Consider the following 25,202-nt stretch of genomic DNA (forward strand, 5'->3'; position numbering starts at 1 on the left):
CTAAAATTACTGCACAAACAGTGATTCAGTACATTAATTAATAAAATATACTTAAATCGAAATATTAATAATAAAAAACTCAAATTATTTAAAATGCACAACGGGTACTGAATATAATAATGTAAAGTTATTTCTTTAAAGATGTTGATAAATAAAAAAAATAGATTATTTTTTGGAAATCTTAAAAAAAAGTTAGAGTTTTGTCTAAAATGTTATAAAATATTAAAACTATGAGGAGAAGATTAACATCTTTGGGCTTATTAGCTTTCCTAGGATTAGGGACAATAGCTTTTGCTCAAGTTACGGGTGTAGTAAACGATGGTAACAATTTTCCAGAGTCAGACGTAGAGGTAACTGTAAAAGGTACAGATAAAGTTGCGTATACTGACGAGAACGGAAATTTTAACATTGATGCTAAAGTTGGTGACACTTTAATTATCAATGGAAAAGAATTTAAAGTAACTTCTACTAATTTAGGAGCTTTGAAGTATTCTGAAAATACTGATTTACAAGAAGTTGTAATTAAAAGTATCTTCGAAGCACCAGCAAAAGCAGGTCAAACTGTTGTTAATTCAGATCAAATCAAAGATTTTAATCCTTCTTTATCTGTAGATCAGATGTTAGGTGGTAAAGTTTCTGGTTTAGTATCGCAAGCACAAAGTGGGGCTCCAGGAAGTACAGCCAATGTAACTATTCGTGGTGCAATTGGTTTATCAGGAGGAGTGAAATCTCCATTATATGTGGTAGATGGGACATATATGTCAGAATCAGACATGAACTCTATCAATCCATCTGATATTGAAAGTATCAAAGTATTAAAAGAAGCTTCACAATTAGCTATTTATGGTGCAAGAGGAGCAAATGGTGTTGTAATTGTTAAAACAAAGACAGCTAAGAAAGGAGGGACAACTGTAAGTTATACGGGTAGAATCGGGGTAACTACAATGATGGATTTACCTAAAATTCAGGTAATGAACTCGTCTCAATTATTAAATTTCCAAAGAGATTTAAATAATTTGAACCCAAATTTAGGGTATGATTGGTCTGATGCAGAAATCGCAGAGTTATCTAAGATTAATACAAATTGGGCTGATGAAACTTATAAAACAGGGATCTTATCATCTAATTATGTTTCGATTGCAAGTAACGAAGGTAATTTAAGCCAAAACTTTAGTATTGGACACGATAAAGATCAAGGTGCTGTTATTTATTACAAAGGATTTGAAAGGATAACATCATCTTATAGTTTTATGAATAAAGCAAAAGATTGGTTAAGAATCGGAGCGAATGTGAATGGATCTTACCAAACAAGAGATATTCCTCGTGATAGATTTAATGCCCAATCTCCATTTAATGGAGTGTTAGAAAATCAGCCATATGCAAATGTATATGAATTTGATGCTGACGGAAACATTAAATATGACCAATGGGGTTATCCAGTCTATAATGCTGATAACGGAGGAGGTTATCCAGTATTAGATGAAATGGCTAAAGCTTATAATAAAAACAGACAATTTAAATTATTTGGTTCTGGATTTGTAGAGGTGGATGTTGTGAAAAATGTTACAGCTCGTACAACTTTTGGTGCGACTTATGTAAGACTACAACAAGAAATTTTTAACAGAAATAATACTTACTTAGCACAATTATTAGGAAGCCCTTCAAGTAAAACAGATAACTCTAGAGATAATTTAAATTTTAACTGGAGAAATGAGGTAAGTTATGTGAATTCATGGGATAAACATAATTTACGTTTAACTGCAGCATCTGAGTATCAAAAATATAATAATTATCAAATTGTATTAGCAGGACGTAATTTCCCTAATAACAATTTAATTACACAAAACTTAGCTCAAGAAATTTTAGGAGGAGGATCATCTTATACTCAAAGATCTCAAGTAGCTCGTTACGGTTATATTGGAGCAGCTTCTTACGATTATGATCGTAAATATATGTTAGATGCATATGTAAGAAGAGATGGTACTTCATTGGCAGGTAGAGAAAGCTTATACGGAACATTCTGGGGATTCTCTGTAGGATGGGATTTAGCAAGAGAAGAGTTCTTAAAAGGAAGTAAAGTTGTTAACAGTTTAGTGTTTAAAGGATCTTATGGAGAAGTAGGTGATGATTCTGCTTTAACAACATATTCTAACTTAAACTTAATTAATTTAGGATTCTACAATGGTCAGTTTTCAGCTACACCAAGAAGAAATGCTGCAAATCCTAATGTAAGTTGGGAGGTAAATAAAAAATTAAACTTAGGTGTTGATTTTGCTTTATTGAAAAACTCATTAACAGGTTCTGCTGCATACTTTAAAGATACTCGTAGTGACTTTATTTTCCCTAATAGATATTCTTATACTTCAGGAGCTTATACTTCATTCGTAAATGCAGGAGAGTTAACAACAAATGGATTTGAAATCGATTTAGCTTACGATGTAGTACGTTCTAAAAACTTTGATTTATCAGTTTATGGTAATTTAACAAATGTTAAATATAAAGTAGATAAATTAAATGGAACAGACGAATTATTTGTAACTGGAGGTGTTGAAAATATGGTTCATATCGAAGGGCAAGCGCCATACCAATTCTATATGGTACGTTGGGCTGGTGTAAACAGTGAAACAGGTGAGGCTCAATATTATGATATTGATGGAAATATAACAACAACATACAGTGGTGGAGATGCTGTAGCAACAGGAAAAACACCATTACCTAAAGTATTCGGAGGTTTCGGATTAAACACAAAAGTTTACGGATTTGATTTAAATGCTGATTTCACTTATTCAGCGGGTGCTTATGCTTTTAATAATGTTTACCAATGGATTACAGATCCTAACGGATTAACAAATAAAGATGTTTCTGCTAACGATTACTGGAGAAATCCTGGAGATAACTCAAGATTCGCTAAGCCAGATGAAACAGGTCACCAATACTCTACTCAATTCTTAGAGAAAAATGATTATATCTTATTTAGAAGTTTATCAATTGGTTACAATGTTAGTCAAAAATTATTAGATTCTACACCAATAAAATCATTAAGAATTTACGGTCAAGCACAGAATTTAGCAATTTTTACTAAATTCCACGGTAACCCAATCCAAGGTACAGGTTCATCAGAATCTAGTACAGTAAACAGTACAGGATACGTTTCAAATTCATTTACAGGATTTGGATATCCAATGACTAGAACATATTCATTAGGAGTAAATGTATCATTTTAAATTTTAGATCAATGAAAAAGAATATATTTTTATCGTTATTATCGTTATCATTAGCATTAGGATTTACATCTTGTAGTGAAGATGATTTATTATTAGATTCACCTAATAACCTAACGGATACAAACTTCTATACGACAGAGGAAGATTTTGATATTGCATTAAAAGGTGTGTATGATGGATTCAAAAGCTCTGGTTTCTATGGAGGTTCATCTAATGCAAGAGACATGATTATTGTGGGTGATTTATTATCTGATAACTTAGTATTTAATCCAACAGGAAGAAAAACAAATTACGCATCTTCTTACTTTAACTATAACAGTAATACGACACCTACAGATGTTTACCAAAACGGATATGTAATTATTTCGAATGCAAATAAAATCTTATCTAAAATTGGAAATTTACCTGACGGTCCAGCGAAAGAAAGAATCATAGCAGAGGCTAAAGCTTTAAGAGCGATTGCACACTTTGAGATTGCTAAATCTTACGCACAAATTCCTACTCAGTCGGCAAATGCTGTAAATACTTTAGGAATTCCTTACATTGACACTTTTGATTATACAGCTCAACCTTCAAGAGAAGCAAAAATTGGAGATGTATATACAAAACTTTTAGCAGATTTAGAAGAAGCTTTACCGAAAATTGCATCAGCGACATATCCAGGTGCAGGTGTTGTAAGTTCTAATGCATTCTACCGCTTAAATCAAACATCTTTAAGAGGTATTATGTCTAAAATTTACTTATACGCAGGGAACTATGCGAAAGTAATTGAACATGCTACTCCAGTTGTAAATGCTGTAGCGCCTACAAATAAATCATCTTTAGCTGCTTTCTGGAAAACAGAAACGAACCAAGGAGCTTTAATTGTTTTCCCATTCTTTAAAACAAATGACTTACAATTAGGTACAAACTATAGTCAAGGTACTACTCAAGCTAACTTTAGATTCGAGTATAATGTTGATAAAGAGTTATACGACTTATTTAATCCTGCAACAGAACCTGAGCGTTTAAATGCAAGTATTTTAACGACAAAAGCTACAGCTTATGATGGAGATAATCTTCAAAATGTAGTTGCAAAATACATGTTCAACAGAAATGGTTACAATGGAGGAGTTAATGACGGACGTTACTTACGTGTTGAAGATGTAATTTTAACATTAGCAGAAGCTCAATATTTAAATGGAGATCAAGCTGGTGCTTTAGCAACTTTAAATAAATTAAGAGATGCACGTTACACTTCATATACTGGTGGTGAAACAGGAGATGCATTATTCGAAGCTATTATTACTGAAAGACGTAAAGAATTAGCATTCGAAGGTGATCGTTTCTACACAATCAAACGTTTAATGGGTGTACCAGGAATTCCTGCGAAATATGCGCAAGGGTTACAACGTGCAGGTAATGGACATAGAGCAGATGGTACAGGAACTGCGTCTCCTACGCAATCTTTAGATCCATCATCTCACTTATGGCAATTCCCAATTCCACAAGCAATTATTAATATTGATACAAACGTGGGACAAACTCCAGGTTATTAATCAATAATATATAGATTTTAATCCCCTCAAATGAGGGGATTTTTTTTATAATATATTGAATATAATTCTGTAATTTAGAATATCAACACATATCACTATTATGAATTCTAAAAAATATATTATTCTACCAGCTCTTTTGTTTAACTTTTATGTTGCAATAGCACAAGACACTCAAATTATTCATAATCCAATGACTCTAAGTTTTGGATCTTCATTTTACATGCGATCTTCTCCAGAAGAAATAAATATAAAAGGAGATCCCTATTTAGGAAATAATCTTTCTATTTTTTCATTAAAAGGGGTTGATACGGGAGATATTAATTTATTGAGATATAATTATTATACCGATGAATTAGAGTTTATGAAAGACGGAAATGTTTATAATCTTAATCATTATACCAATGCAATCTATGAATTTCCTCAATTGAACAAGAAATTCATTTATATAGCGCAATACGATTTCGATAATAAAGTAAAATCCGGCTATTTGGAATTATTAGAGAATGGGAAAAAAGTTGCTTTATTGAAAAAAATACCAGTTAACCTTAATGATAAACTTGTGAAATCTGATGCATATGATACGGGCACAAAAGTGAAAGAATATAAAGCTTCTAAGCCTGTATACTTTTTCAAACAAGGAAATGATATTCGTACTATTCCAAAGAAAAAAGAGGATTTTGTGAACATGTTTGCGGAGCAAAATATTAAAGATTTTATAAAATCTGAAAAAATTTCAACTACTTCTGAAGCTGATCTTCTAAAGTTAATGAACTATATCAATAAATAAGAAAAAGAGGATAATTTAATATTTATACTCTTTTTTAATAGTCTTTTATAAACTCCCAAGCTCTGATTTCTGCCCAAGAATGTGGATTATTCTTTAATGGAAATGCGCAATGCCCACCGTATTTTGGCATTTCGAAAGTGCAAAATGTATGATTTTTAAAACGTTCGATAGGATAACAATCTTTCCCTAAAAAAGGATCATTTGCAGCGTTGACAATCAAACATGGTGTTTTGATATGATCTAAAACAGTTGCAGGCGAAGCTTTGTGATAGTAATCTTCTTTGCTGCTATAACCATGCATTGGTGCAGTAAAATAATCATCAATTTCATCAAATGTTTTGATCTTATCAATCATTTTTTCATTCAGAACTCCTGGAAATTGTTTTGCTTTTATTTTAAATTTTGGAACTAAAGTGCGTTTGAAATTTTTAAAATAAATTGTATTCGGAAATATTTTCAATGTGTCAGCACATGATTTTAGAGAAATTGGTGCAGAAAAAACAACAGCAGATTTTATCTTGTTCGAAACTTCATAACCTCCAAGATAATTCAAAACCAAAGCACCACCCATCGAATAGCCAATCAAATAAACTTCTTGATAATTTTCTTTCAACGCTTTTTCTACAACTCTGTGTACATCATCAATTGATCCATGATGATACAAACGACAAGTGTCATTCATTTCACCTCCACAAGAGCGATGATTCCAAGCCAGAATATTAAATCCTTTATCATAAAAATAATCTGAACACGAATTAAGATACGTTCGTTTCGAATCGCCTTCTAATCCGTGAAAAAGTATAACTAATTTGTCTTTATTTTCTTGAAATCGCCAATCCAAATTCAGAAAATCACCATCATCAGTTTCCATTTTTTCTCTTGTGTAATTTGGAACAGGATATTTCTTGAATTTCGCTGGAATAATGGTAGAAAGATGCGCATTTCTATTGATGAAATTAGGTTTCGGATAACTCGAATGTTCGATGTAAGGCATTTAAAATATTTTTACGTCAACTAAAAAATCCTTTTTAATTTCTTCATTTATATTAGCTAGAATCTTTGATTTTCCCATCAATAATTCTTGTCTCATTGCAGGAGAATTAATTTTTACATACAAAACTCTTTGTCGTACTTCAACTCGGTCCGTATATTTCTCGAAAAACTTTCCCATCACCGTTTGCCAGGCCTCTTCTGCTTTCACTTCCCAAATCAATTCTTCTTTTCCATTTTGTTTAATGAAATGCTCTAAAGCTTGACCAAGCGTTTGTTGATTACTTCGTTTTTCATACTTTTTCATAGTCGGAAAACTTTACTTTCAGAATTAATTTGTTTAATGATTTGCTCTGTTCTGTCGGGATGTGTATCGGTAATAAAGATTTGTCCAAAACGTTCTTCGTTCACTAATTTAATCAATTGTGTTACACGGTGTTCATCCAATTTGTCAAAAATATCGTCCAATAATAATAATGGAGTGATGTTTAATGAAGATTTGATCACTTCTAATTGGGCTAATTTCAAGGCGATTAAATATGATTTTTGTTGACCTTGCGAACCAAATTTTTTGACAGGATAATTGGTAATCGTAAACAATAAATCATCTTTATGTATTCCGGCTGTCGAATATTGCGCCGAACGATCTTTGTACAAAGCCTCTTTCAGAACCGTTTCAAAAGGTGCATCATTTAATTGCGAAACATATTCGATGTTCACTTTTTCTCGACCTTCTGAAATTTCATTGTAATATTTTAGGAATGCTTCCAAAAAAGTTTGAATAAATTCTTTTCGAACTTCATGTATTTTCTTTCCTAAATGAATCAATTCTTCATCATAAATTTCCAAAGAAGTTGAATCAAATGTATTATTTGCAGCAAAGTATTTTAGCAAGGCATTTCGTTGAACTAAAACCTTGTTGTATCGCATCAAATCAGCTAAATATTGCTTATTCGATTGCGAAATAATATTATCCAAAAATTTGCGTCGAACTTCACTTCCTTCTTTGATTAAATCACTGTCATAAGGTGAAATCATCACTAAAGGATATTGACCAATATGATCAGAAATACGATCATACGATTTAGAATTTCGTTTTAATTGTTTGGGCTGACCAGAACGAACCAAGCAAAAAATCACATCATCAGATTCGTTTCGATCAAAAGTACCTTCTAATGTAAAAAAATCACAATCAAACTGAATATTCATCGCATCCGAATGATTCAGATACGATTTACTTAAAGCCAAATAGTGAATAGCATCCAAAATATTGGTTTTGCCTTTTCCATTTTGTCCTACAAAAGCATTAATTTTTGGTGAAAATTCGAAATTATTTTCATCAAAATTCTTGAATTGTCGCGCTTTAAGTTCTTTCAAATACATAAAAGCAAAATTACGATATTAATTAAGATTTACGATTGACGAAGTTTGATTTATGATTTTTTATAATGATTTTCAATCCTAAAACAATGATTTTGAAACAAAATGTCGAGTTAAAAATCAAAATGATGTATTTTTGCATCTTTATAAGTAAGATTTAGAAAAATGGCAATTCAAAAACCATCGATTCCCAAAGGGACAAGAGATTTCTCACCTTTAGAAGTGAATCGTCGTCAATATATTATCAACACGATTAAAAAACAATTCGTTTTGTTCGGATTTTCTCCAATCCAAACTCCATCATTCGAAAATTTATCAACTTTAACAGGTAAATACGGAGAAGAAGGAGATCGATTAATTTTCAAGATTTTGAATTCTGGAGATTATTTAGCAAAAGTTGATGAGCAATTGTTGACAGATAAAAATAGTCAAAAAGTAATTTCGCAAATTTCAGAAAAAGCGTTGCGTTACGACTTAACTGTACCTTTTGCGCGTTACGTTGTGCAACATCAGAATGAAATTACTTTCCCATTTAAGCGTTACCAAATTCAACCAGTTTGGCGTGCCGATCGTCCTCAAAAAGGTCGTTTTCGTGAGTTTTTTCAATGTGATGCGGATGTTGTAGGTTCGGATTCGTTGTTACAAGAAGTTGATTTTGTACAATTATATGATTCAGTTTTTACAGAATTAAAAACGCCAGTTGAAATTCATATCAACAATCGTAAAATTTTATCAGGTTTAGCAGAAGTAGCAGATATTTCGGCTCAATTGATTGATTTTACAGTGGCTTTAGATAAGTTGGATAAAATTGGTGAAGAAGCGGTAAAAGAAGAAATGCGTGGAAAAGGAATTTCTGATTCTGCCATCGAAATTTTATCACCTTTATTCTCAATGAACGGTGATTATAAAACTCAATTTGCACAATTAAATGAAATTTTAAAATCTTCGGAAACTGGATTAAAAGGAATTGAAGAATTAGAATTTGTTTTTGAAAATACAACAAATATTGGTTTACAATCGGCTGAATTAGTTTTGAACTTGACATTAGCACGTGGTTTAGATTATTATACTGGAGCTATTTTCGAAGTGAAAGCGAAAATCGGAGAATTCTCTTCATCTATTGGTGGAGGAGGTCGCTACGATGATTTGACAGGAATTTTTGGATTGAAAGATATTTCTGGAGTAGGAATTTCTTTTGGATTAGATCGTACATATTTAGTTTTAGAAGAAAATAATTTATTCCCAGCTTTAGAAGATTCAACAAATATCCAAGCATTGTTCATTAATTTCGGAACGAAAGAAGCTGCTGAGGCAATGAAATTGGTAAAACAATTACGTCAAAGTGGAATTAATACAGAGGTTTATCCTGATGATGCAAAAATGAAAAAGCAAATGGGATATGCTGATAAAAAAAGAATTAAGAAAGTAATTCTTTTGGGTGAAAAAGAAATTGCTGAGCAAAAAGCGACAGTAAAAGATATGATTTCGGGAGAACAAACCGAAGTTGCTTTTGCTGATTTGGCTAACGCATTGTCTTAATATGTCTTAATTCAAATCTATTCAATATATTTGCAAACTATTTAATCAAGAATATAAAATGAGTTTATTAACAGTTGGTACAGTTGCCTTTGATAAATTAGAATCTCCTTTCGGGAAAACAGATAAAATCTTAGGTGGTGCCGCTACATATATCGGTATGGCGTCTTCTTTATTGGGCGTGGATACTGCAATCGTTTCAGTTGTTGGTGGAGATTTTCCACAAGAATACATCGATTTATTAATTTCAAAAGGAATTAATTTAGATGGAATGGAAATCGTAAAAGAAGGAAAAACATTCTTTTGGGAAGGTAAATACCATAATGATTTGAACACACGTGATACGTTAGCAACAGAATTGAATGTTTTAGAAACGTTTAATCCAATTGTTCCTCAAGATCGCAAATCTCCAGACGTTTTGATGTTAGGAAACTTACATCCATTGGTACAAAAAGGAGTGTTGACACAATTAGATAATCGTCCAGGTTTGGTTGTTTTAGATACAATGAACTTTTGGATGGATTGTGCTTGGAATGAGTTGATGGATGTGATCAAAGATGTTGATGTAATTTCTATTAATGACGAAGAAGCGCGTCAAATGTCAGGTGAATATAGTTTAGTGAAAGCTGCTAAAAAAATCATGACATTCGGACCAAAAACAGTTATCATCAAAAAAGGTGAACATGGAGCTTTATTATTCCAAGAAGAACAAGTTTTCTTTGCACCAGCTTTACCATTAGAAGATGTTTTCGATCCAACAGGAGCAGGAGATACATTTGCAGGAGGTTTCTCCGGATACTTAGCAAAAACAAACGATTTTTCTTTCGATAACATGAAACGTGCAATTGTTTACGGATCTGCATTAGCATCTGTAACATGTGAAAAATTCGGTACTGAATCATTAGGAGATTTAACACGTGATGGTTTAGCTGAACGTTTGAAAGAATTCAAAAAATTAATGGATTTCTCAATTAATTTATAAGAGAATTATTCATCAAAATATTTAAAGCCTTGCATTTGCAAGGCTTTTTTGTTTTATATTAGATTGTAAATTATTTATATGCAGATTATTCTTGAAATAATTTTTATTGCGATTAGTGAACTTATAATAGAAATTTTTGGAATACGAGTTCGATATATTATTTTAAAACTATTTAATCCAAAGTTAAATTTTGAGGAATTTTCTCAAAATGAATCAGGTTGGCATAAATTTTATAATGCAGTAGTAGGTTTGTTAATTCTAATTGGATTAATATTTGGTGTTGCTTTCTTATATTTTAATTAAAATGAAAAACAAAATTATACATCTTCTCATATTGGCATTTTCCTCTTTACTTTCTGGAATAATGATTTCGAAAATGTCATTCATCGGTAAAATAGGAATCACAATTATTTACAACGAATATACGATCCTGAAATCGTGGTGGAAAACAGCCTTGTTATTATTCGCTATACAAGCTGTTATTTTTATCGTATTATCCATTTGGAATGAGAAAACAACGAAACGTTTTAAACGTTTGTTATTGCCTCTCATTTTCCTTTTTATGGGAATTATTGGATTAATTTATTGCTATTACGATTTTACTGAAACCTCACATCGTTTATTGAAAAAGACTTTCCATTTCGGATTTTATATTTTTTGGTTTACGTGGTTTGGGAATTGTATATTTTTTATGACAAAAAAATCTCAAAAAGTAGAAGAAATTCCGCAAGAAACAGAAGTGTATTAAAATAAAAAGCTCATCAAATTTTGATGAGCTTTTGCTTTTGTGACCGAGACAGGATTCAAACCTGTAACCTCTTGAGCCGTAATCAAGTGCGCTATTCAGTTGCGCCACTCGGCCATTCTTGATAAGAAACTATTGTTCTTATTTTGGACTGCAAATATAAAGACTATTTTTGAATCTGCAAATATTTTTTAAATAAAATTATCCTCGATCTCTATCGCTTATGAGCATCATCATAAAACTCAAAACAAAAAGTGTATCATTTTCGGATGATTGATATTGATTTAATTTAAATTTTCGTCCAAAGAATGAAGGTTCTTTTGATACTTCCATCATTTCTCTTCCTTGTAAATCAGTTAAAACATATTTTGGATTGAAAATATAACCTGAGAAAAATCCTACAACGGGAATTTCTCCAACCATTCCGTCCATCATACGCGTAAAACCACTACGTTCGTTGATTGTAAATAAATGATTATCATTTGCGTCGTAAATATGAAAAGTCGCTTTCCAAAAGGATTTGAAAGTTTTTCGTTTTGCTTTACCAAAAACATTTCCGTTCGCATCTGTAATGGTAAAAGTTTGTTGAAAATCGATGATTTTATTCGAACGAAGTTGAAAAAGTTCTTCTTTTTTCGATGAATCACGGTAGATTTTAATCACATCTCGCCACGAAAGAATTTTTTCGCGTACATAAAACACAGGTTGATTATTAGCATCTGTTACAGAAAAATCATTGGAAAAAGTTGCAATATGAAACTTTATATCAAGCGGAAATTTTAGGTTGTTTAAATTCATAAGTATTGAGTAATTTTTATCAAAAATAGATTTTTTTCTGACATAAAAAAAGGTTCAGAATTTCTGAACCTTAAGTTTATAAATAATTTCTTACTTCATCTAAATGTGTAATTGTAGGAACATCATCCATCGAAAAATTATCATCTAATCGATCAAAGAAAATAGCCGACATTCCGAAAGCTTTTGCGCCAACAGCATCTGCAATCCAATCGTCACCAATGTAAATTGATTCATCTTTTTTAGCACCAGATTTTTCCATTGCCAAAGAAAAAATACGAGGATCAGGTTTCAAGATTTTGATTTCGTCTGCATAAGTTACCGTATCAAAATAACCATTTAATTCTGATGTTTCAATTTTACGTTTCGAAACTTCGATAAATCCATTTGTGATAATGTGTAATTGATATTTTGGTTTCAAATAATCCAACAATTCCATTGCTCCATCCACCACTTCATTGTAATTGGTAATCGTTTCCATGTATTCATCTTCAAAAATCTTTGCTAGAGCATCATTATCAATCCCAAGATTATCAAAAGCTTCTTTGAAACGACGAGCACGTAATTCTTCTTTTGTAATTTTTTTGTCACGAATCAAAGCCCAAAGACCTTCGTTGCTATCGTGATAAAATGGATGAAATTCCTCGAATGTAAAACCATATCTATTTTCTACATCATACTTTTTGTAAAGCTCATCTAGCGCGAATTTTGCATTTTTTCTGAAATCCCAAAGTGTGTTATCAAGATCGAAAAAAACGTGTTTTATTGTGTTCATAAATGCAAAGCTAAGGATTTTATGTAGATTTGCTGATGAAGAAAATATCAATTGAAAGCGAAGTTAGAAAAATTTAAAACGAAGAATGCCAAAGGTGTTTTGTCTTTGTTGGCAGGTAACACAATTGCGCAAGTGATTATGTTTATTGGCGGAATTATTTTGGCTCGAATTTATGGTCCAGAAGCGTCGGGAACTTACAATGCTTTTTTAAGTTTTGTAGCCATTCTTTCTATTTTGACAACGTTTCGTTTAGAGAATATTTTCGTGATTTCGAAATCATCAAAAGCGATTCGAAATTTGTTTACAACCCTATTATTAGTGAGTAGTATTGTAACGATTTTATTCTTTTTGGGTTATGCTATTTTAGAAAAAATTTTCACATTCAAAACCTCCTTATTTATTGTTTTCTTAAGTTGTGTTGCAGGATTATTTACAGCTTGGAATAATGTTCAAAATACATTGTTTACGAAGTATAAATTATTCAAAAGTATTTCAACTGGATTTGTGATTAATGCACTGTTTTCGGTCTTTTTCCAGTTCATTTTTTATTGGATAGGCTACAAAGAAACAGGATTGATTTATGGAACAATTTTCGGAACTATTTTGTCTTGTGCATACTATTTTTCAATTACAAAAGGACGATTTTCTTCGATTGATTTTGGGTTGGCTAAACGAACAATTTCTAAGAACAAAGAAATCCTAAAATATACATTACCCTCAGAATCGTTGAATGCAATTGCGAACAATTTGTTACCAATTATGATTGCGATTTATTTTATGAAAGAAGATGTTGCTTTTGTGGGAAATTCAGCTAAAATTTTGGTTGTTCCTTTGACATTACTTTCCAATTCGATGTCGAAAGTTTTCTTTCAGAAATCTGCTGCAATGATTGATCATCGTTCGCATCAATTATATGATTTATCGAAAAAAGTGGTACTGTACAACGTTGGAGCAATTGCTGTTTTTCTTTTGTTGATGAATTGTATCGGAATTTTTATTCTCGAGTGGATGCTTGGACCAGAATGGCGAGGCCTGCATATTATGACGTGGATACTTTCATTTTGGATTTTGTGTCGTTCTGCAATGAATCCTATTCAGCAAATAGTCGTGGTTATCAAGAAAAATCATTACGCCTTATACTTTAATATTTATTTGGTTTTCGTCACATTGATTACTTGTGTGATTGGCGGACTAAATAAAAACATACTTTTGACGTTATCCCTATATTCTTTCTTTGCGGGAATGGGCTATTTGGTTCAACTTTACTTTGTAATGAAAGAACTTAAGAGATATAAAAAGTAAGGTGAATAATTTGCGAAAAGATATATTAGCTTTGGCTTCTTGGTACCCAAGTCGTGTACTTTTAGATAATGGAGATTTTATACAACGCCATTTAAGAGCAATATCTACTTTAAATAATGTAACACTTGTACATGCAATTAAGGACCAAAATTTGAAATCTGATTTTGAGATTACAGATAATATCAATGAAAATGTAAGAGAGATAATTATTTATTTTAAACCATCTTTTTTCGGTCCGTTTAATTTGATTAAACAAATTAGAGCATTTCTAAAGGGTATTGCTTTGGTTAATCATTTTGATGTAATTCATTTGAATGTTATTTATCCAGCGGGTTTATTATCAACCTACTTAAAAATAAAATATAAAAAACCTGTTATTTTAACAGAACATTGGACGAATTTGCATCCGAATAAATTTATTCAACTTCCGTTTTATAAGCGCTTGGCGATTAAGAAAATTCTTAATTTTGTTGATATAGTTTTACCTGTTTCCACTCATTTAGGAGAATCTATAAAAAAGATTAATCATAAAGTTTCTTATCAAGTAATTCCAAATGTTGTTGATTTAGAAAGATTTGATTACAAATTAGATTTAAATTCTAACGAAATTCGTTTTTTGCATTTATCACATTTAGGTGATCAACACAAAAATATCTCAGGCATGTTGAATGTGGCAAAAAGATTAGCAGAAAACAATTATTCGTTTAAATTTTATATAGGAGGAAATGGTGGTTTAACTCCAATTATACATTTTATAAAAGAACATAAGTTAGAAAATTATATCACAACTTTTGGACGATTAGAACATCATGAAGTTAATCAGAAGATGAATGATGCAGATTGTTTTGTGTTATTTAGTCGATTCGAAAACCAACCTTGTGTACAAGCAGAAGCTTTTGCGACAGGATTACCATTAATTGCGACGAAAGTTGGTGGTATTGAAGAGTTTTTTCCGAATAATTTTGGAATTTTAATCGAATCTGAAAATGAAGATCAATTGTTTGAAGCGATGATTGAGGTTATAAAAGGGAAGAAATTTGCAGAAGCTGAAAAGATGAATGACTATGCAAGAAAGCTATTTGCTAAAGAAGAAATTGCCGAACATTATAATGAAATTTACACACAAGTTGTGAAATGAAAGATTTAATCAAATTCTTACAATCATTTTTACAGAACAACGGCTTCTATATTTTTTTATCTTTTTTGATAGGGAAATTTGTGCTATTAATCAATACCATTTTTATTGTTAAAATGATTCCGCAAGATGAATTTGGTCGAATAACACTTATAGCCTCAATAGTTGCTTTTATGTCACCATGGAATGGTTTTGGTTCGTTGCAGGTTTTGATGAAATTTGGTTCTTCCGAAGAAGATGAACTTATTCGTCGAGATTTGAGCAGAAAACTACTTCGTAATGGTATTGTATATCAATTCTTTTTATCGATTCTTTTTATACTTATTGCAAATTTATATGCGCTAAAATTTGAACATTTGGAGTGGATTATTCTTTTGTTTGCAATTCGACTTTTTGGTCTTTTTTTTCACGCGCATTTAACCATCGATTATCGAATTAATGGAAATAATAAAAAGTTTGCTTCTCTAAATATTTTTATCAATTGTTTTGGGTTGTTACTCACTTTTATTTTGACTTTTTATTTTGGTCTGATAGGTTATATGATTTCGTTGGCAATTGCTCCTTTTTTGAGTTTACTTTTTTATTCAAAAAGTATGATACAGAAAGCAGTTAATCAACTGGAATCGATGAATTGGAAAGAAATGTGGCGATATGGAAGAATGGAATCATTGGCTTATTTTGCATCCGAATTATTATTTTCTATTGATATTGCGATGATCGCGTTATTTATGCTTGATAAAGACATTGCTTTATATAAGGTTGCGATTATCCTTCCGATGAATTTATTATTTCTTCCGACCATTTTATTTCAAACGGATTTTCCTCGAATTATCCAGAATTGTCAGGATAAAAACTTTTTGAAGTTTTATATTAAAAATTATTATAAACTTTTTATCCCGATAGGATTAATAATGCTTATAGGAAGTTATTTTCTCAAAGATTGGTTGATCAAATTATTTTTTAACGAATCTTATTTAGAGGGAGATAAAGTGTTTTTTATTACAACAGTCGCAGTTGTTTTGGCGATTTTATTTCGCGTACTTTATCTTAATTTATTTAGCGCAATTGGCAAATACAATTGGAATATTAGAGTATCCATACTTTCAATTTTTAGCCTAATTACTTTTGATTTATTACTAATTCCTCCTTATGGAATAGAAGGCGCTGCATTAGGATTTTTGTTGATGTTTTTAGTGTCGGGATTTTATGCAAAATTCTTGTTTAGAAAATATTTAGAAGAATTGAATTAACTCTAATTTTGGATAATAGAATTCTCTTTTTTGTTGATGTAATTTTTAAAATCATTTCCATTTGGATAGATAATCTTTCCTTTATTTTCGAAAATAATTTTCGAATTATTTCCAAAGTTAATGGTCGCTTGTGGAGAAATAATTATAGGTTCTGTAATCGTTAAGGTAATATTGTTTTCAAGTTTTAAATTAGAATAGAAACGTTGCGTTTTATTCCAATCGGTGTTTTCATTCATGATAAACGTATTTCCTAAAAAAGAATCTTCTGTTACAAATTGTATCATATTGGTTTCTCTCAAGTTTTTATGAACTTTTAAAATTTCAGTTGGTTGAAGGTAATTTCTTGGATCTAGACCAACTTGAGACATAATTGTATATTTACAAGCATTTGCATTATGGTATTGGTTGTGATGTCCTAAACCAAGACTATGTCCAATTTCGTGAGCTAAACCGCGGGCATCGTTTACATCCCAAGACATGGTCTCTTGAACGGTTTTATTAAATCGAATAGGATCTTGGTATCTGTGCGATAAATATTTCAGGTAGCGATTGGGTATATGAATACTTGTGCTTTGCGATAAATTATTACTTGGAGATTCAGCGGCAGCAATTTCGTTTAAATTAAAATCTTTACTTTTTACTTTATACAGTCTATCATAATGATCTGCATCCATAGTTAGGTAAACATTTAAACCTTTTGGAATAGTTTTATCTTGCGCAATTTTGTCATCTAAGTAAGTCAAATACCAACCTCTATATGGTGTAATACCACTGTATTTCTTTTTCTCTAAATCAGCACCGCTATTTCTATAGTTCCAAGCATAATTATCTTTAATTTCAATATAATTATATTTAAAACGAACTTTCGTATCAGGATAAAAGTCATTTCCGGTATAGCATCCTGTTAAATCTTCTGGCTGTTTAAGGTTCATCCAAACATCATTGCTATAATTCATGAAATTTTCTAAGGCTTTCTTTTCTTCAGGATTTTTTAAATCATAATTCCCCGTTCCGTCTTCACGTTTTAATACAATAACATTTATTTGTAAAGTAATAGGTTGTAAATCGTTGGTTATTGTAAAATTTTTTATTGATGATTCATCTGTAATATGAACAACTTTTGCATTTGTGACTATTTGAGAATCTGGATAAATTAAACCACCTTGTTGAGCAGTACAAGAAAATATAGAAATAACAATAAATAAACTAAATAATGTTTTCATAAATAAAAAATTGTATGTTAAGTTACAACTTTTTAATTTCTTCAATTGTCATCGTTTTAGATTTTAAATCAATTAATTGTTGGGCAGACTTTTTCATCCATTCAATATCTTCATTCGTTTCCTCGTTGTTTAAAATAACTTCTATTATTCCTTTATTGTTGTTCATCCATGGAAGTAAATAATAATTCAAGCCATCTTTGTAAGATTTTTGATGATGAAACTCTTGACCTTTATTAGTTTTTAAAACAAGTTGTTTTGCTGTATAATAATAGAATGGTGTTGAAAATATAAGCACTGAAACAATAGTTGTATGCTTCGGGAATCTTGTAATAAAATAATTTAATCCAATGCTCGAAATAATCAAAAAACTAAGATTGAAATTTAAGAAGAAAACATAGTTGTCACTTACAGCATAAATAGTAGAAAATCCAAAAACAGGTAGCCCAAAAATAATTAAAAAAAGTAATATTTTATTTTTGAAATAATCTCTAATAGGTATAAATAATAAGAAAATATTCATCCACCAAAAGTTGTAAATTAGATAACCAAAAGCTTTAACGAAGTCTTTTATGTAACTTAAAAAATCTTTTTTCAAAGAATCAGAAACCCATGATTTATCTGAGGAAGATAAAACGTTTTTAATTGATTCGTTATGAACGATTGGATAAATGTATAAAGATGCTAAGAATATAATAGGAATAAAAAGGTAATAACCAAATGTCTTATTTTTTGTATTGTCATAGGCTAAATAACATAAGTAAAAGTATGAAGGAAGTAATAAAATTCCTTGTATATGCGCAAAAAAGCTAATTCCTAAAATTATACCAGCAAATAGAATATTTATAGGTTGTTTTTGTTGAATAAATTTTAAAGAGAATAAACAATATAAAGTTATCCAAATTAAGCAAAATGTATATACTTCGATATTTTCTGTATTTTTCCAAAACGTAAAACTAAAACCGAATGCAATCGTTCCTAATAAAGCAATCCATTTTTTTTTAGTAATAATTTGAAGGATTATGAATAAAATATTTAGAACCACAATTGCTGAAATAATATTTACCCAACGTCCAATTTCTATTGTACTAAAATCAGGAAATAGTTTGTAAATAAGAATTGTAAAGTTTTGATATAAAAAATGTGTAATGGAATACGTCTCAAGATTGAATTGATTGGCTTCAATGTCCAAAATTTTTCCTGCAGAATCTCCGAAAGTAATTTTACTAAAACTTCCTAAACGGTAAATAATCAAGAAGAATAAAGTTACAAATAAATGGTAAAAAATTTTTATCATAGAAAGTTTTTATAACAAGTGAAATAATGTGTTGCCGCTCTAAAACTTTCATTAAATTCTTGAACACCTTTCAAACTTGAACCTTCGAAATCTAAGGTTATACTTTTGTTTAAATTCGTTTTAATGATATGATGAACAATAAATGAATTTAAATTGACTGGACTATTTTCAACTTTTGCATTACACAGTTGAATCAATCTTTTATCAGATATGATGTAAAAAGAGCTAGCTAAAACTTGTTGATTTTCTTCTATAGAAATTGTAATTGATTTATCCTCTTCTTGTAGTTTATTAACAAGTTTTACTAATTTTTTGAGTTGTAATTCTTTCTTTATATGCGAATAGTTTTTATCAAGTAAGTCGATAAAATCTATGTTTTTGGAATGTTGACAAATCTTATAATTTTCAGGTAAACCAGTTTTTATTTCTTGTTTTCTATTTTTACGAATAGTTTTGAAATAAATGTTATAATCAAAATTTAAATTCAAAACCTGATTCACTCTTTTTTCTCCCTTCGGCTCAAACATTTCTGTATTTTCTTCATTAAAAGAATAAGCTCTCACTAAATTTCGATGTAATTTTTTCTCAAAAAGTTGAAAGGTTTCTTTCGACAAATTTTCTTGATGAAAAACACCCAATTGTTGACAATAAATAGGTTGAGAAATAAATTTAAACACAAATTTTTTCACAAAAGGCAAAGGCATTATTGCTTCATAATCATTCAAAACATAACAATCCCAATTGTTTTCAACCAAAACATCTAAATAAAAAACTTCCGCATAAATACGATAGTTCACCGATTTATTTAAACATTCGGTGTATTTATTAACATCTAATTTTTTTCGTGAAACTCGCTTTATCATTTAAAAATACTTTCGTAGACGTTTCGCCATTCTATCCATTGTTCTGTTAGATTAGATTGGTGGAATAATGTTATAAACGTTCCGTTGACATTTTTAATTGTTTGCTTCAATGTTTTTAATTCATCAATAGCTTGTTGTGGTGTTAATAGTAAATAGTTTTTTAACGTAACATCCATAGCAACAAAAGGATATATTGTTAACAATGTTTGTTGATTTGTTGATAAGTCAAACCATTTGAATGGAGTAGATGTTCCAGCTCTAAATCCTAATTGATGTGGGAATCCCATGGTAAAATCTTCCGAAATTTCGTTTATTAACAATTGTTGATAAGTGTGGGGAAAGCTCAATTTAATGAAATGTTGACGTGATTTTTTTATCGGTTGATTGATGATTTTTTCTAATCGATTAATTTCAGTTGTTAATTTATTTTTCTCAAAATTAGATTGATAAGAAGGATGAATTCCAATTTTTGCCCAAGTTGAAATGTTATTTATTAAATCTTTTTGAGCATTATTTTTCCAATGATGATTTTTATCGAAAGTAGAATAATCACCCAATAGCCAAAAGAAAATTGTTTCGATTTGATGTTTTTCAGCTAAATCTTTCAAATAATCAAATGTATCATAAGGATCTTTTTCTTTCTGATTCAAAACCTTGATTTGCTGTTTTGCTTCTGAGAAATTTCCTTTAATAATTTTCTTAAAAAGTGAACCAAATTTTACTTTAGGTGAATGATGAAGATATTTCCATGCATAATCTACATCGTGAGTATTAATCTGTTTGAAAACTCTTTGCTTAAAAGATATTTTAGGAAATTTAGCTTTTATTTTTTGTTGAATTTCAATGCAAATTTCATCTACAATTGGCTTAGAATAATCTAAATCAGAACCTAAAAAGCGATTATGTTCATCAAATAAATAGTTAGGAGAATTGTATTCTTCATAACGAGAAAGCCAATAAAAACATTTTCCTATTTCATTTAAAATTGAATAATCAACATCTTTTCGAATAGTTATTTCTAATAAAATATCATCAACTTTATAATTGATTTCATTTTCTAAAAATTGATTTGAAAAGTTGATTTTTGGTAAAATTGATTGTGAAAACTCCTCAAAATCTGTAGTCGTTTTGTAGTCAATTCCAGAAAAATCATGAAAAATAAAATCGAAAATATATTCAATTCGACTCGTAATTTTTTCTGTAAATATGATGATTTCTTGACTCAAAATAGTTTTCAATAAAGCTTAAAGATATCAAATTAGGCCATCATCCGCAAATGAATAAAAGTCTTTTTGAGAAACAATAATGTGATCTAAAACTTGAATATCCAAAAGCGTAGCACCTTCTTTAATTTTTCGAGTAATATGTATGTCAGACTGACTTGGAGTAAGATTTCCAGAAGGATGGTTGTGGGAAAGTATCATTCCAGTTGTCATTAATTCTAAGGCGCGTTTAAAAATTACTCGAATATCGACGGCGGTTTGATTAATTCCACCTCGCGAAATTTGCTCAGTTTTTATAATTCGATTTCCTTGATTGAGAAACATCACCCAAAATTCTTCGTTTGGTAAATCGCCAATTTGTTGCTGTAAAATGATGGCTGCATCTTTACTCGAAGTAATTTTATCACGTTCCAAAACTTCTTGCGAATTTCTTCTTCTACCAATTTCCATTGCTGTGATTATCGAAATTGCTTTTGCTTCTCCAACTCCTTTGAATTTGCATAAATCTACAATCGAATATTTAGCTAATTCATTCCAATTATTATTCGCAGAATTTAAGATTCTTTTTGCCAATTCTACAGCGGATTCGTCACGATTTCCGCTACCCATAATAATCGCTAACAATTCGGCATCAGAAAGCGACGAACGTCCTTTTAAAGCTAGTTTTTCGCGAGGACGATCATCTTCATGCCAGTTTTTTATCGAATTTTTATTCTCTAAGTAATCCATCATCGTCGTTTGCAATTTTTATATAAGTATAATAAAAACCATCGTGAAATTCGTCGCTAATTCCAAGTGTATTTTGTTCAATCTCAAAACTTTTTCCCATTGATGTATTTCTGTTGGTATAAATCATTGGAACAAGCTCTGTTTTATGAATACTTTTCCCTTTTGCTAAATTATAAGTTACTCGATTTGTTTCCTTACCATTGATAATTGTAATCATCTCAGTAGGCGTAAATTCTATAACTGTAACACGGTCTACAGGTGGTAATTGTTCGCGTCCCATAATTCCTCCAGAAAGTTTAACAAGTTTCCATCTGCCAATTAAAGCCGAATTTTGTGATGTTTCAGTTTTTTCTGTATGATTAGCTTTTTCTTCAGCTGTGGTTTTTGTTGATTGACAACTTGATAGAGCAATAAAAGCAGTAAATATGATGTAAGTTATTTTAGTATTCATTTTAGTAATTTAAAATAAATATAATAAAAAAGCTCGAACAAATTTGTTCGAGCTTGATATTTAAAGAAATAGATTCCTATTTATTCACTTTTGCCCAAGTGTCTTTAAGCGTAACTGTTCTGTTGAAAATTAATTTTTCTTGAGAAGAATCACGGTCTAAAGCAAAATATCCAATACGTTGAAATTGGAATTTATCTTCCACTTTTGCTTCTTTTAAAGCAGGTTCAGCAAACCCTTGTTTTACAGTTAAAGAGTTAGGGTTTACATAATGTAAAAAGTCAACATCTTTTTCCGCGTCCGGAGATTCAACTGTAAATAAACGATCATATTCACGAACTTCGATTGGTATATTTTCTGTTGCAGAAACCCAATGTAAAGTACCTTTTACTTTTCGTTTAGAAGCTTCAGTTCCACTTCCTGATTTCGTTTCAGGATCGTAAGTTGCGTAAATTGTCGTAATATTTCCTTCAGTATCTTTTTCTACTCTCTCTGCTTTAATGAAATAAGCACCTTTCAAACGAACTTCATTTCCTATTGATAAACGGAAGAATTTTTTAGGCGCTTCTTCCATAAAATCTTCACGTTCGATGTAGATTTCTCTTGTGAAAGGAACGATACGAGTTCCAGCAGTTTCATCTTCCGGATTATTCTCAATTTCTAATTCCTCCACTTGTCCTTCTGGATAATTTTCGATGATAACTTTTACTGGATCAATAACAGCAAAAACACGAGGAGCAATTTTATTTAAATGATCACGAACAGAAAATTCTAATAACGAAATATCTAAAACATTATCACGTTTTGCAACACCGGCTGTATTCCAAAAATTCTTAATCGATTCTGGCGTATAACCTCTGCGGCGTAAACCAGAAATTGTAGGCATACGAGGATCGTCCCAACCCGTTACAACTCCTTCTTGAACCAATTTCATCAACTTACGTTTACTTGTAATCATGTACGAAACATTACCACGAGCAAATTCGCGTTGTTTTGGTTTTTGAGGTTGATTTGGTAGTTCCACATTGTTCGCGTACCATTCGTATAAATCGCGGTGATTTTTGAATTCTAATGAACATAATGAGTGTGAAATTCCTTCTATATAATCAGATTCTCCATGCGTCCAATCGTACATTGGGTACATTTTCCAAGTGTCTCCAGTACGGTGATGAGGACGTTTCAAAATACGATACATAACAGGGTCTCGCATGTTCATATTAGGAGAAGTCATGTCAATTTTTGCACGTAAAACATGTGTTCCTTCTTCAAATTCTCCCGCTTTCATTCGTTCGAAAAGATCTAAATTTTCTTCAACAGAACGATTTCTGAAAGGTGATTCAATTCCAGGTTCAAAAGGTGTTTTACGTTGTTCATTAATCACTTCTGAAGATTGATCGTCGATGTACGCTTTTCCTTCTTTAATTAATTGAACAGCCCAATCGTAAAGCTGCTGGAAATAATCAGAAGCATAGCGTTCTTCAGCCCACTCGAAACCTAACCATTTCACATCTTCGCGGATAGAATCTACGAATTCTTGCTCTTCTTTGTCAGGATTAGTGTCATCAAAACGTAAGTTTACAGGCGCATTGTAACGCTGTCCTAAACCGAAGTTTAAGCAGATTGCTTTTGCATGCCCGATATGCAAATAACCATTTGGTTCTGGTGGGAAACGAAAACGTAAATTTTCTTTCGGCATCCCGTTGGCTAAATCATCTTCGATGATTTGCTCAATAAAATTCAATGATTTTTTTTCTTCTTCCATTTTTTAATTACGATTGAGTTTGCAAAGGTACGAAATTGACAATAAAAATTGAGTGATTGTTTTTTGATTAATCAAGTCTTTTTGCTTTAAATTTTTCTGCAAGTATATAAGGCTGTCTAAAACTATAATTGTCTGGAGCGATTAAATCATTTCCAAAAAATAAAAGTTTTAGATTAGATTTAGTAGGTATGCTTATTTCCTCTATTTTGTATGTCAAATTCTCTGATTCACAAAACGATCTAAATTTATCAACGAGTGATTTCGGAAAGGTAATGTATCGTTTGTTTAAGTTATTTAGATCCATCCATAAACCAGTTTCTTTTTTGAGAAAATTATGAATTTTACCCAATAAAATTGGATCTTCATCAGGAATTATATCTAATTTGATTCTAATTTCCTCTTCAGTATTGTGTTTAATTAGAAAATGATCTGAGTATTCTTTAATCCGAAAAAAGGGAGTTAAAGAACAATGAGTAAAGTTTTTATAATCAATGACGTTTTCTGCTTTTATTTCCCATAAATGATCGTAATCATCATACCGAACATGAATAATAAGCTTCATTTTAGCATTAAAAGCATCAAATTCTAATGACATCAAATGAATGTGTCCATGGAATGGAGTAGAATTAGTAAAGTGAATAAGTTCTTCCATTTATTGTAAAGATTAATAAATGAAAGATAATATTTTACCCTAAATAAATTTCTAATAATCCGTCAGGAATTTGGATAAGCATTGCTTTTTCTTCGCGATTAACTTCAAGAATCCATTCGTCAATCATCGGAATTAAGATTTCTTTTCCATTTGCTTCAACCTCGAAATAAGCTTGTGCTGCAGAATCATTAACAGATTTTATTGTTCCAACTTCTGTATTTGTTTGGTCATAAATAGTGAAACCAACAATTTCGTGGTAATAAAAATCTGTTCCAGAAAGTTCTGGTAAAGATTTTAGAGGTAAATAAAGTTCTCGATTAATTAATTTGTCGACATCTTCGTCTTCAACATCTTCAAACTTTACTAATAATTTTGTGCCTTGATAAGGTTGAGAAGTTTCGAAAAAAAATGGAACCAGTGTACCATCTTGCTCGATGAACACTGCTTCCAAAGTATCGTATAATTCTGGTTCGTCTGTATCCAAGTGAATGATTAAATTACCTTTGAAACCATGTCTCTTTGTAATTTTACCTAAATAATAGCAATCATTTTTTGTCATTTGGAACGTC

23 protein-coding genes, 1 tRNA gene and 1 pseudogene are annotated in these 25,202 nt (G+C 30.7%); 10 read left to right on the forward strand and 15 right to left on the reverse strand.

The window, feature by feature from the left end; all coding sequences use genetic code 11:
- Window positions 1-230 precede the first annotated feature (230 nt).
- The 3 genes from B4G36_RS12220 (at window position 231) to B4G36_RS12230 (ending at window position 5,549) form a co-directional block, all read left to right on the forward strand.
- On the forward strand, window positions 231-3,224 hold the full coding sequence (locus B4G36_RS12220) for a SusC/RagA family TonB-linked outer membrane protein (RefSeq protein ID WP_291064204.1): 2,994 nt from the start codon (window positions 231-233) through the stop codon (window positions 3,222-3,224).
- Between the two features lie 11 nt (window positions 3,225-3,235).
- Window positions 3,236-4,762, forward strand: a complete 1,527-nt coding sequence (locus B4G36_RS12225; RefSeq protein ID WP_291064205.1) for a RagB/SusD family nutrient uptake outer membrane protein — start codon at window positions 3,236-3,238, stop codon at window positions 4,760-4,762.
- A 100-nt stretch (window positions 4,763-4,862) separates the two neighbouring features.
- Entirely contained in the window at window positions 4,863-5,549 is a 687-nt protein-coding gene (locus B4G36_RS12230) for a hypothetical protein (RefSeq protein ID WP_291064206.1), read from the forward strand.
- A 34-nt stretch (window positions 5,550-5,583) separates the two neighbouring features.
- Here the strand turns inward: B4G36_RS12230 and B4G36_RS12235 are convergent, their stop codons facing one another.
- From B4G36_RS12235 to recF, 3 genes are read right to left on the reverse strand one after another with little or no spacing between them, the layout of a single operon-like run.
- Window positions 5,584-6,543 carry a YheT family hydrolase gene (locus B4G36_RS12235; protein ID WP_291064207.1) on the reverse strand — a complete coding sequence of 320 codons (960 nt, stop codon included), beginning with the start codon at window positions 6,541-6,543 and terminating at the stop codon, window positions 5,584-5,586.
- A complete protein-coding gene (locus B4G36_RS12240) occupies window positions 6,544-6,846 on the reverse strand; it encodes a DUF721 domain-containing protein (protein ID WP_291064208.1) in 303 nt (100 codons plus the stop codon). It lies immediately after the preceding gene.
- A complete protein-coding gene (gene recF / locus B4G36_RS12245; RefSeq protein WP_221854317.1) occupies window positions 6,843-7,922 on the reverse strand; it encodes a DNA replication/repair protein RecF in 1,080 nt (359 codons plus the stop codon). The genes B4G36_RS12240 and recF overlap by 4 nt, the downstream gene beginning before the upstream one ends.
- A 162-nt stretch (window positions 7,923-8,084) precedes the next feature.
- On the opposite strand from recF, the gene hisS reads away from it, so the two are divergent.
- The 4 genes from hisS (at window position 8,085) to B4G36_RS12265 (ending at window position 11,185) form a co-directional block, all read left to right on the forward strand.
- On the forward strand, window positions 8,085-9,458 hold the full coding sequence (gene hisS / locus B4G36_RS12250) for a histidine--tRNA ligase (protein ID WP_291064209.1): 1,374 nt from the start codon (window positions 8,085-8,087) through the stop codon (window positions 9,456-9,458).
- A 58-nt stretch (window positions 9,459-9,516) separates the two neighbouring features.
- The gene (locus tag B4G36_RS12255) at window positions 9,517-10,437 is read left to right on the forward strand and encodes a PfkB family carbohydrate kinase (protein ID WP_180905348.1); all 921 of its coding nucleotides are present in this window, start codon (window positions 9,517-9,519) and stop codon (window positions 10,435-10,437) included.
- Between the two features lie 78 nt (window positions 10,438-10,515).
- Entirely contained in the window at window positions 10,516-10,740 is a 225-nt protein-coding gene (locus tag B4G36_RS12260) for a hypothetical protein (protein WP_219033884.1), read from the forward strand.
- A gap of 1 nt (window position 10,741) precedes the next feature.
- The gene (locus B4G36_RS12265) at window positions 10,742-11,185 is read left to right on the forward strand and encodes a hypothetical protein (RefSeq protein WP_257468033.1); all 444 of its coding nucleotides are present in this window, start codon (window positions 10,742-10,744) and stop codon (window positions 11,183-11,185) included.
- A 40-nt stretch (window positions 11,186-11,225) separates the two neighbouring features.
- Here the strand turns inward: B4G36_RS12265 and B4G36_RS12270 are convergent.
- The 3 genes and pseudogenes from B4G36_RS12270 to B4G36_RS12280 all read right to left on the reverse strand — a co-directional run bounded on the left by B4G36_RS12270 (window position 11,226) and on the right by B4G36_RS12280 (window position 12,752).
- Window positions 11,226-11,299, reverse strand: a tRNA-Arg gene (locus B4G36_RS12270).
- Window positions 11,300-11,383: 84 nt separating this feature from the next.
- A pseudogene (locus B4G36_RS12275) lies at window positions 11,384-12,010 on the reverse strand (LURP-one-related family protein); the annotation flags it as partial.
- 46 nt (window positions 12,011-12,056) lie between these two features.
- Window positions 12,057-12,752 carry a YjjG family noncanonical pyrimidine nucleotidase gene (locus tag B4G36_RS12280; protein WP_221854314.1) on the reverse strand — a complete coding sequence of 232 codons (696 nt, stop codon included), beginning with the start codon at window positions 12,750-12,752 and terminating at the stop codon, window positions 12,057-12,059.
- A 51-nt stretch (window positions 12,753-12,803) separates the two neighbouring features.
- Between B4G36_RS12280 and B4G36_RS12285 the strand changes: the two genes are divergently transcribed.
- Genes B4G36_RS12285 through B4G36_RS12295 form a run of 3 tightly spaced genes read left to right on the forward strand, consistent with a single transcriptional unit; the run spans window position 12,804 to window position 16,439 of the window.
- On the forward strand, window positions 12,804-14,054 hold the full coding sequence (locus tag B4G36_RS12285) for a lipopolysaccharide biosynthesis protein (RefSeq protein WP_291064210.1): 1,251 nt from the start codon (window positions 12,804-12,806) through the stop codon (window positions 14,052-14,054).
- A 10-nt stretch (window positions 14,055-14,064) separates the two neighbouring features.
- A complete protein-coding gene (locus B4G36_RS12290; RefSeq protein ID WP_221854312.1) occupies window positions 14,065-15,192 on the forward strand; it encodes a glycosyltransferase in 1,128 nt (375 codons plus the stop codon).
- Window positions 15,189-16,439 (forward strand): polysaccharide biosynthesis C-terminal domain-containing protein, encoded by a 1,251-nt coding sequence (locus tag B4G36_RS12295; protein ID WP_291064211.1) that lies wholly within the window; start codon window positions 15,189-15,191, stop codon window positions 16,437-16,439. The genes B4G36_RS12290 and B4G36_RS12295 overlap by 4 nt, the downstream gene beginning before the upstream one ends.
- Window positions 16,440-16,441: 2 nt before the next feature.
- Here the strand turns inward: B4G36_RS12295 and B4G36_RS12300 are convergent, their stop codons facing one another.
- The 9 genes from B4G36_RS12300 to rimM all read right to left on the reverse strand — a co-directional run bounded on the left by B4G36_RS12300 (window position 16,442) and on the right by rimM (window position 25,192).
- Window positions 16,442-17,662, reverse strand: coding sequence for a hypothetical protein (locus tag B4G36_RS12300; RefSeq protein WP_291064212.1), 1,221 nt, complete (start codon window positions 17,660-17,662; stop codon window positions 16,442-16,444).
- A 22-nt stretch (window positions 17,663-17,684) separates the two neighbouring features.
- Complete coding sequence (locus B4G36_RS12305; protein ID WP_221854309.1) at window positions 17,685-18,956, reverse strand: protein O-mannosyl-transferase family; 1,272 nt, start codon at window positions 18,954-18,956, stop codon at window positions 17,685-17,687.
- Complete coding sequence (locus B4G36_RS12310) at window positions 18,953-19,819, reverse strand: hypothetical protein (RefSeq protein WP_221854308.1); 867 nt, start codon at window positions 19,817-19,819, stop codon at window positions 18,953-18,955. The genes B4G36_RS12305 and B4G36_RS12310 overlap by 4 nt, the downstream gene beginning before the upstream one ends.
- Window positions 19,816-21,045 carry a polysaccharide deacetylase family protein gene (locus tag B4G36_RS12315; protein ID WP_291064213.1) on the reverse strand — a complete coding sequence of 410 codons (1,230 nt, stop codon included), beginning with the start codon at window positions 21,043-21,045 and terminating at the stop codon, window positions 19,816-19,818. Before B4G36_RS12315 ends, B4G36_RS12310 begins: the two co-directional genes overlap by 4 nt.
- 27 nt (window positions 21,046-21,072) lie before the next feature.
- Window positions 21,073-21,774, reverse strand: coding sequence for a RadC family protein (gene radC / locus B4G36_RS12320; protein WP_221854306.1), 702 nt, complete (start codon window positions 21,772-21,774; stop codon window positions 21,073-21,075).
- Complete coding sequence (locus B4G36_RS12325; RefSeq protein ID WP_221854305.1) at window positions 21,752-22,222, reverse strand: hypothetical protein; 471 nt, start codon at window positions 22,220-22,222, stop codon at window positions 21,752-21,754. Before B4G36_RS12325 ends, radC begins: the two co-directional genes overlap by 23 nt.
- Window positions 22,223-22,298: 76 nt before the next feature.
- Window positions 22,299-23,981, reverse strand: coding sequence for a glutamine--tRNA ligase/YqeY domain fusion protein (locus tag B4G36_RS12330; RefSeq protein ID WP_291064214.1), 1,683 nt, complete (start codon window positions 23,979-23,981; stop codon window positions 22,299-22,301).
- A gap of 67 nt (window positions 23,982-24,048) precedes the next feature.
- On the reverse strand, window positions 24,049-24,633 hold the full coding sequence (locus B4G36_RS12335; RefSeq protein ID WP_291064215.1) for a hypothetical protein: 585 nt from the start codon (window positions 24,631-24,633) through the stop codon (window positions 24,049-24,051).
- Between the two features lie 34 nt (window positions 24,634-24,667).
- Window positions 24,668-25,192 (reverse strand): ribosome maturation factor RimM, encoded by a 525-nt coding sequence (gene rimM / locus B4G36_RS12340; protein WP_291064216.1) that lies wholly within the window; start codon window positions 25,190-25,192, stop codon window positions 24,668-24,670.
- Window positions 25,193-25,202: the final 10 nt, after the last annotated feature.

It is taken from the genome of Empedobacter sp. UBA3239 (assembly GCF_002362875.1).
GTDB lineage: Bacteria > Bacteroidota > Bacteroidia > Flavobacteriales > Weeksellaceae > Empedobacter > Empedobacter falsenii_B.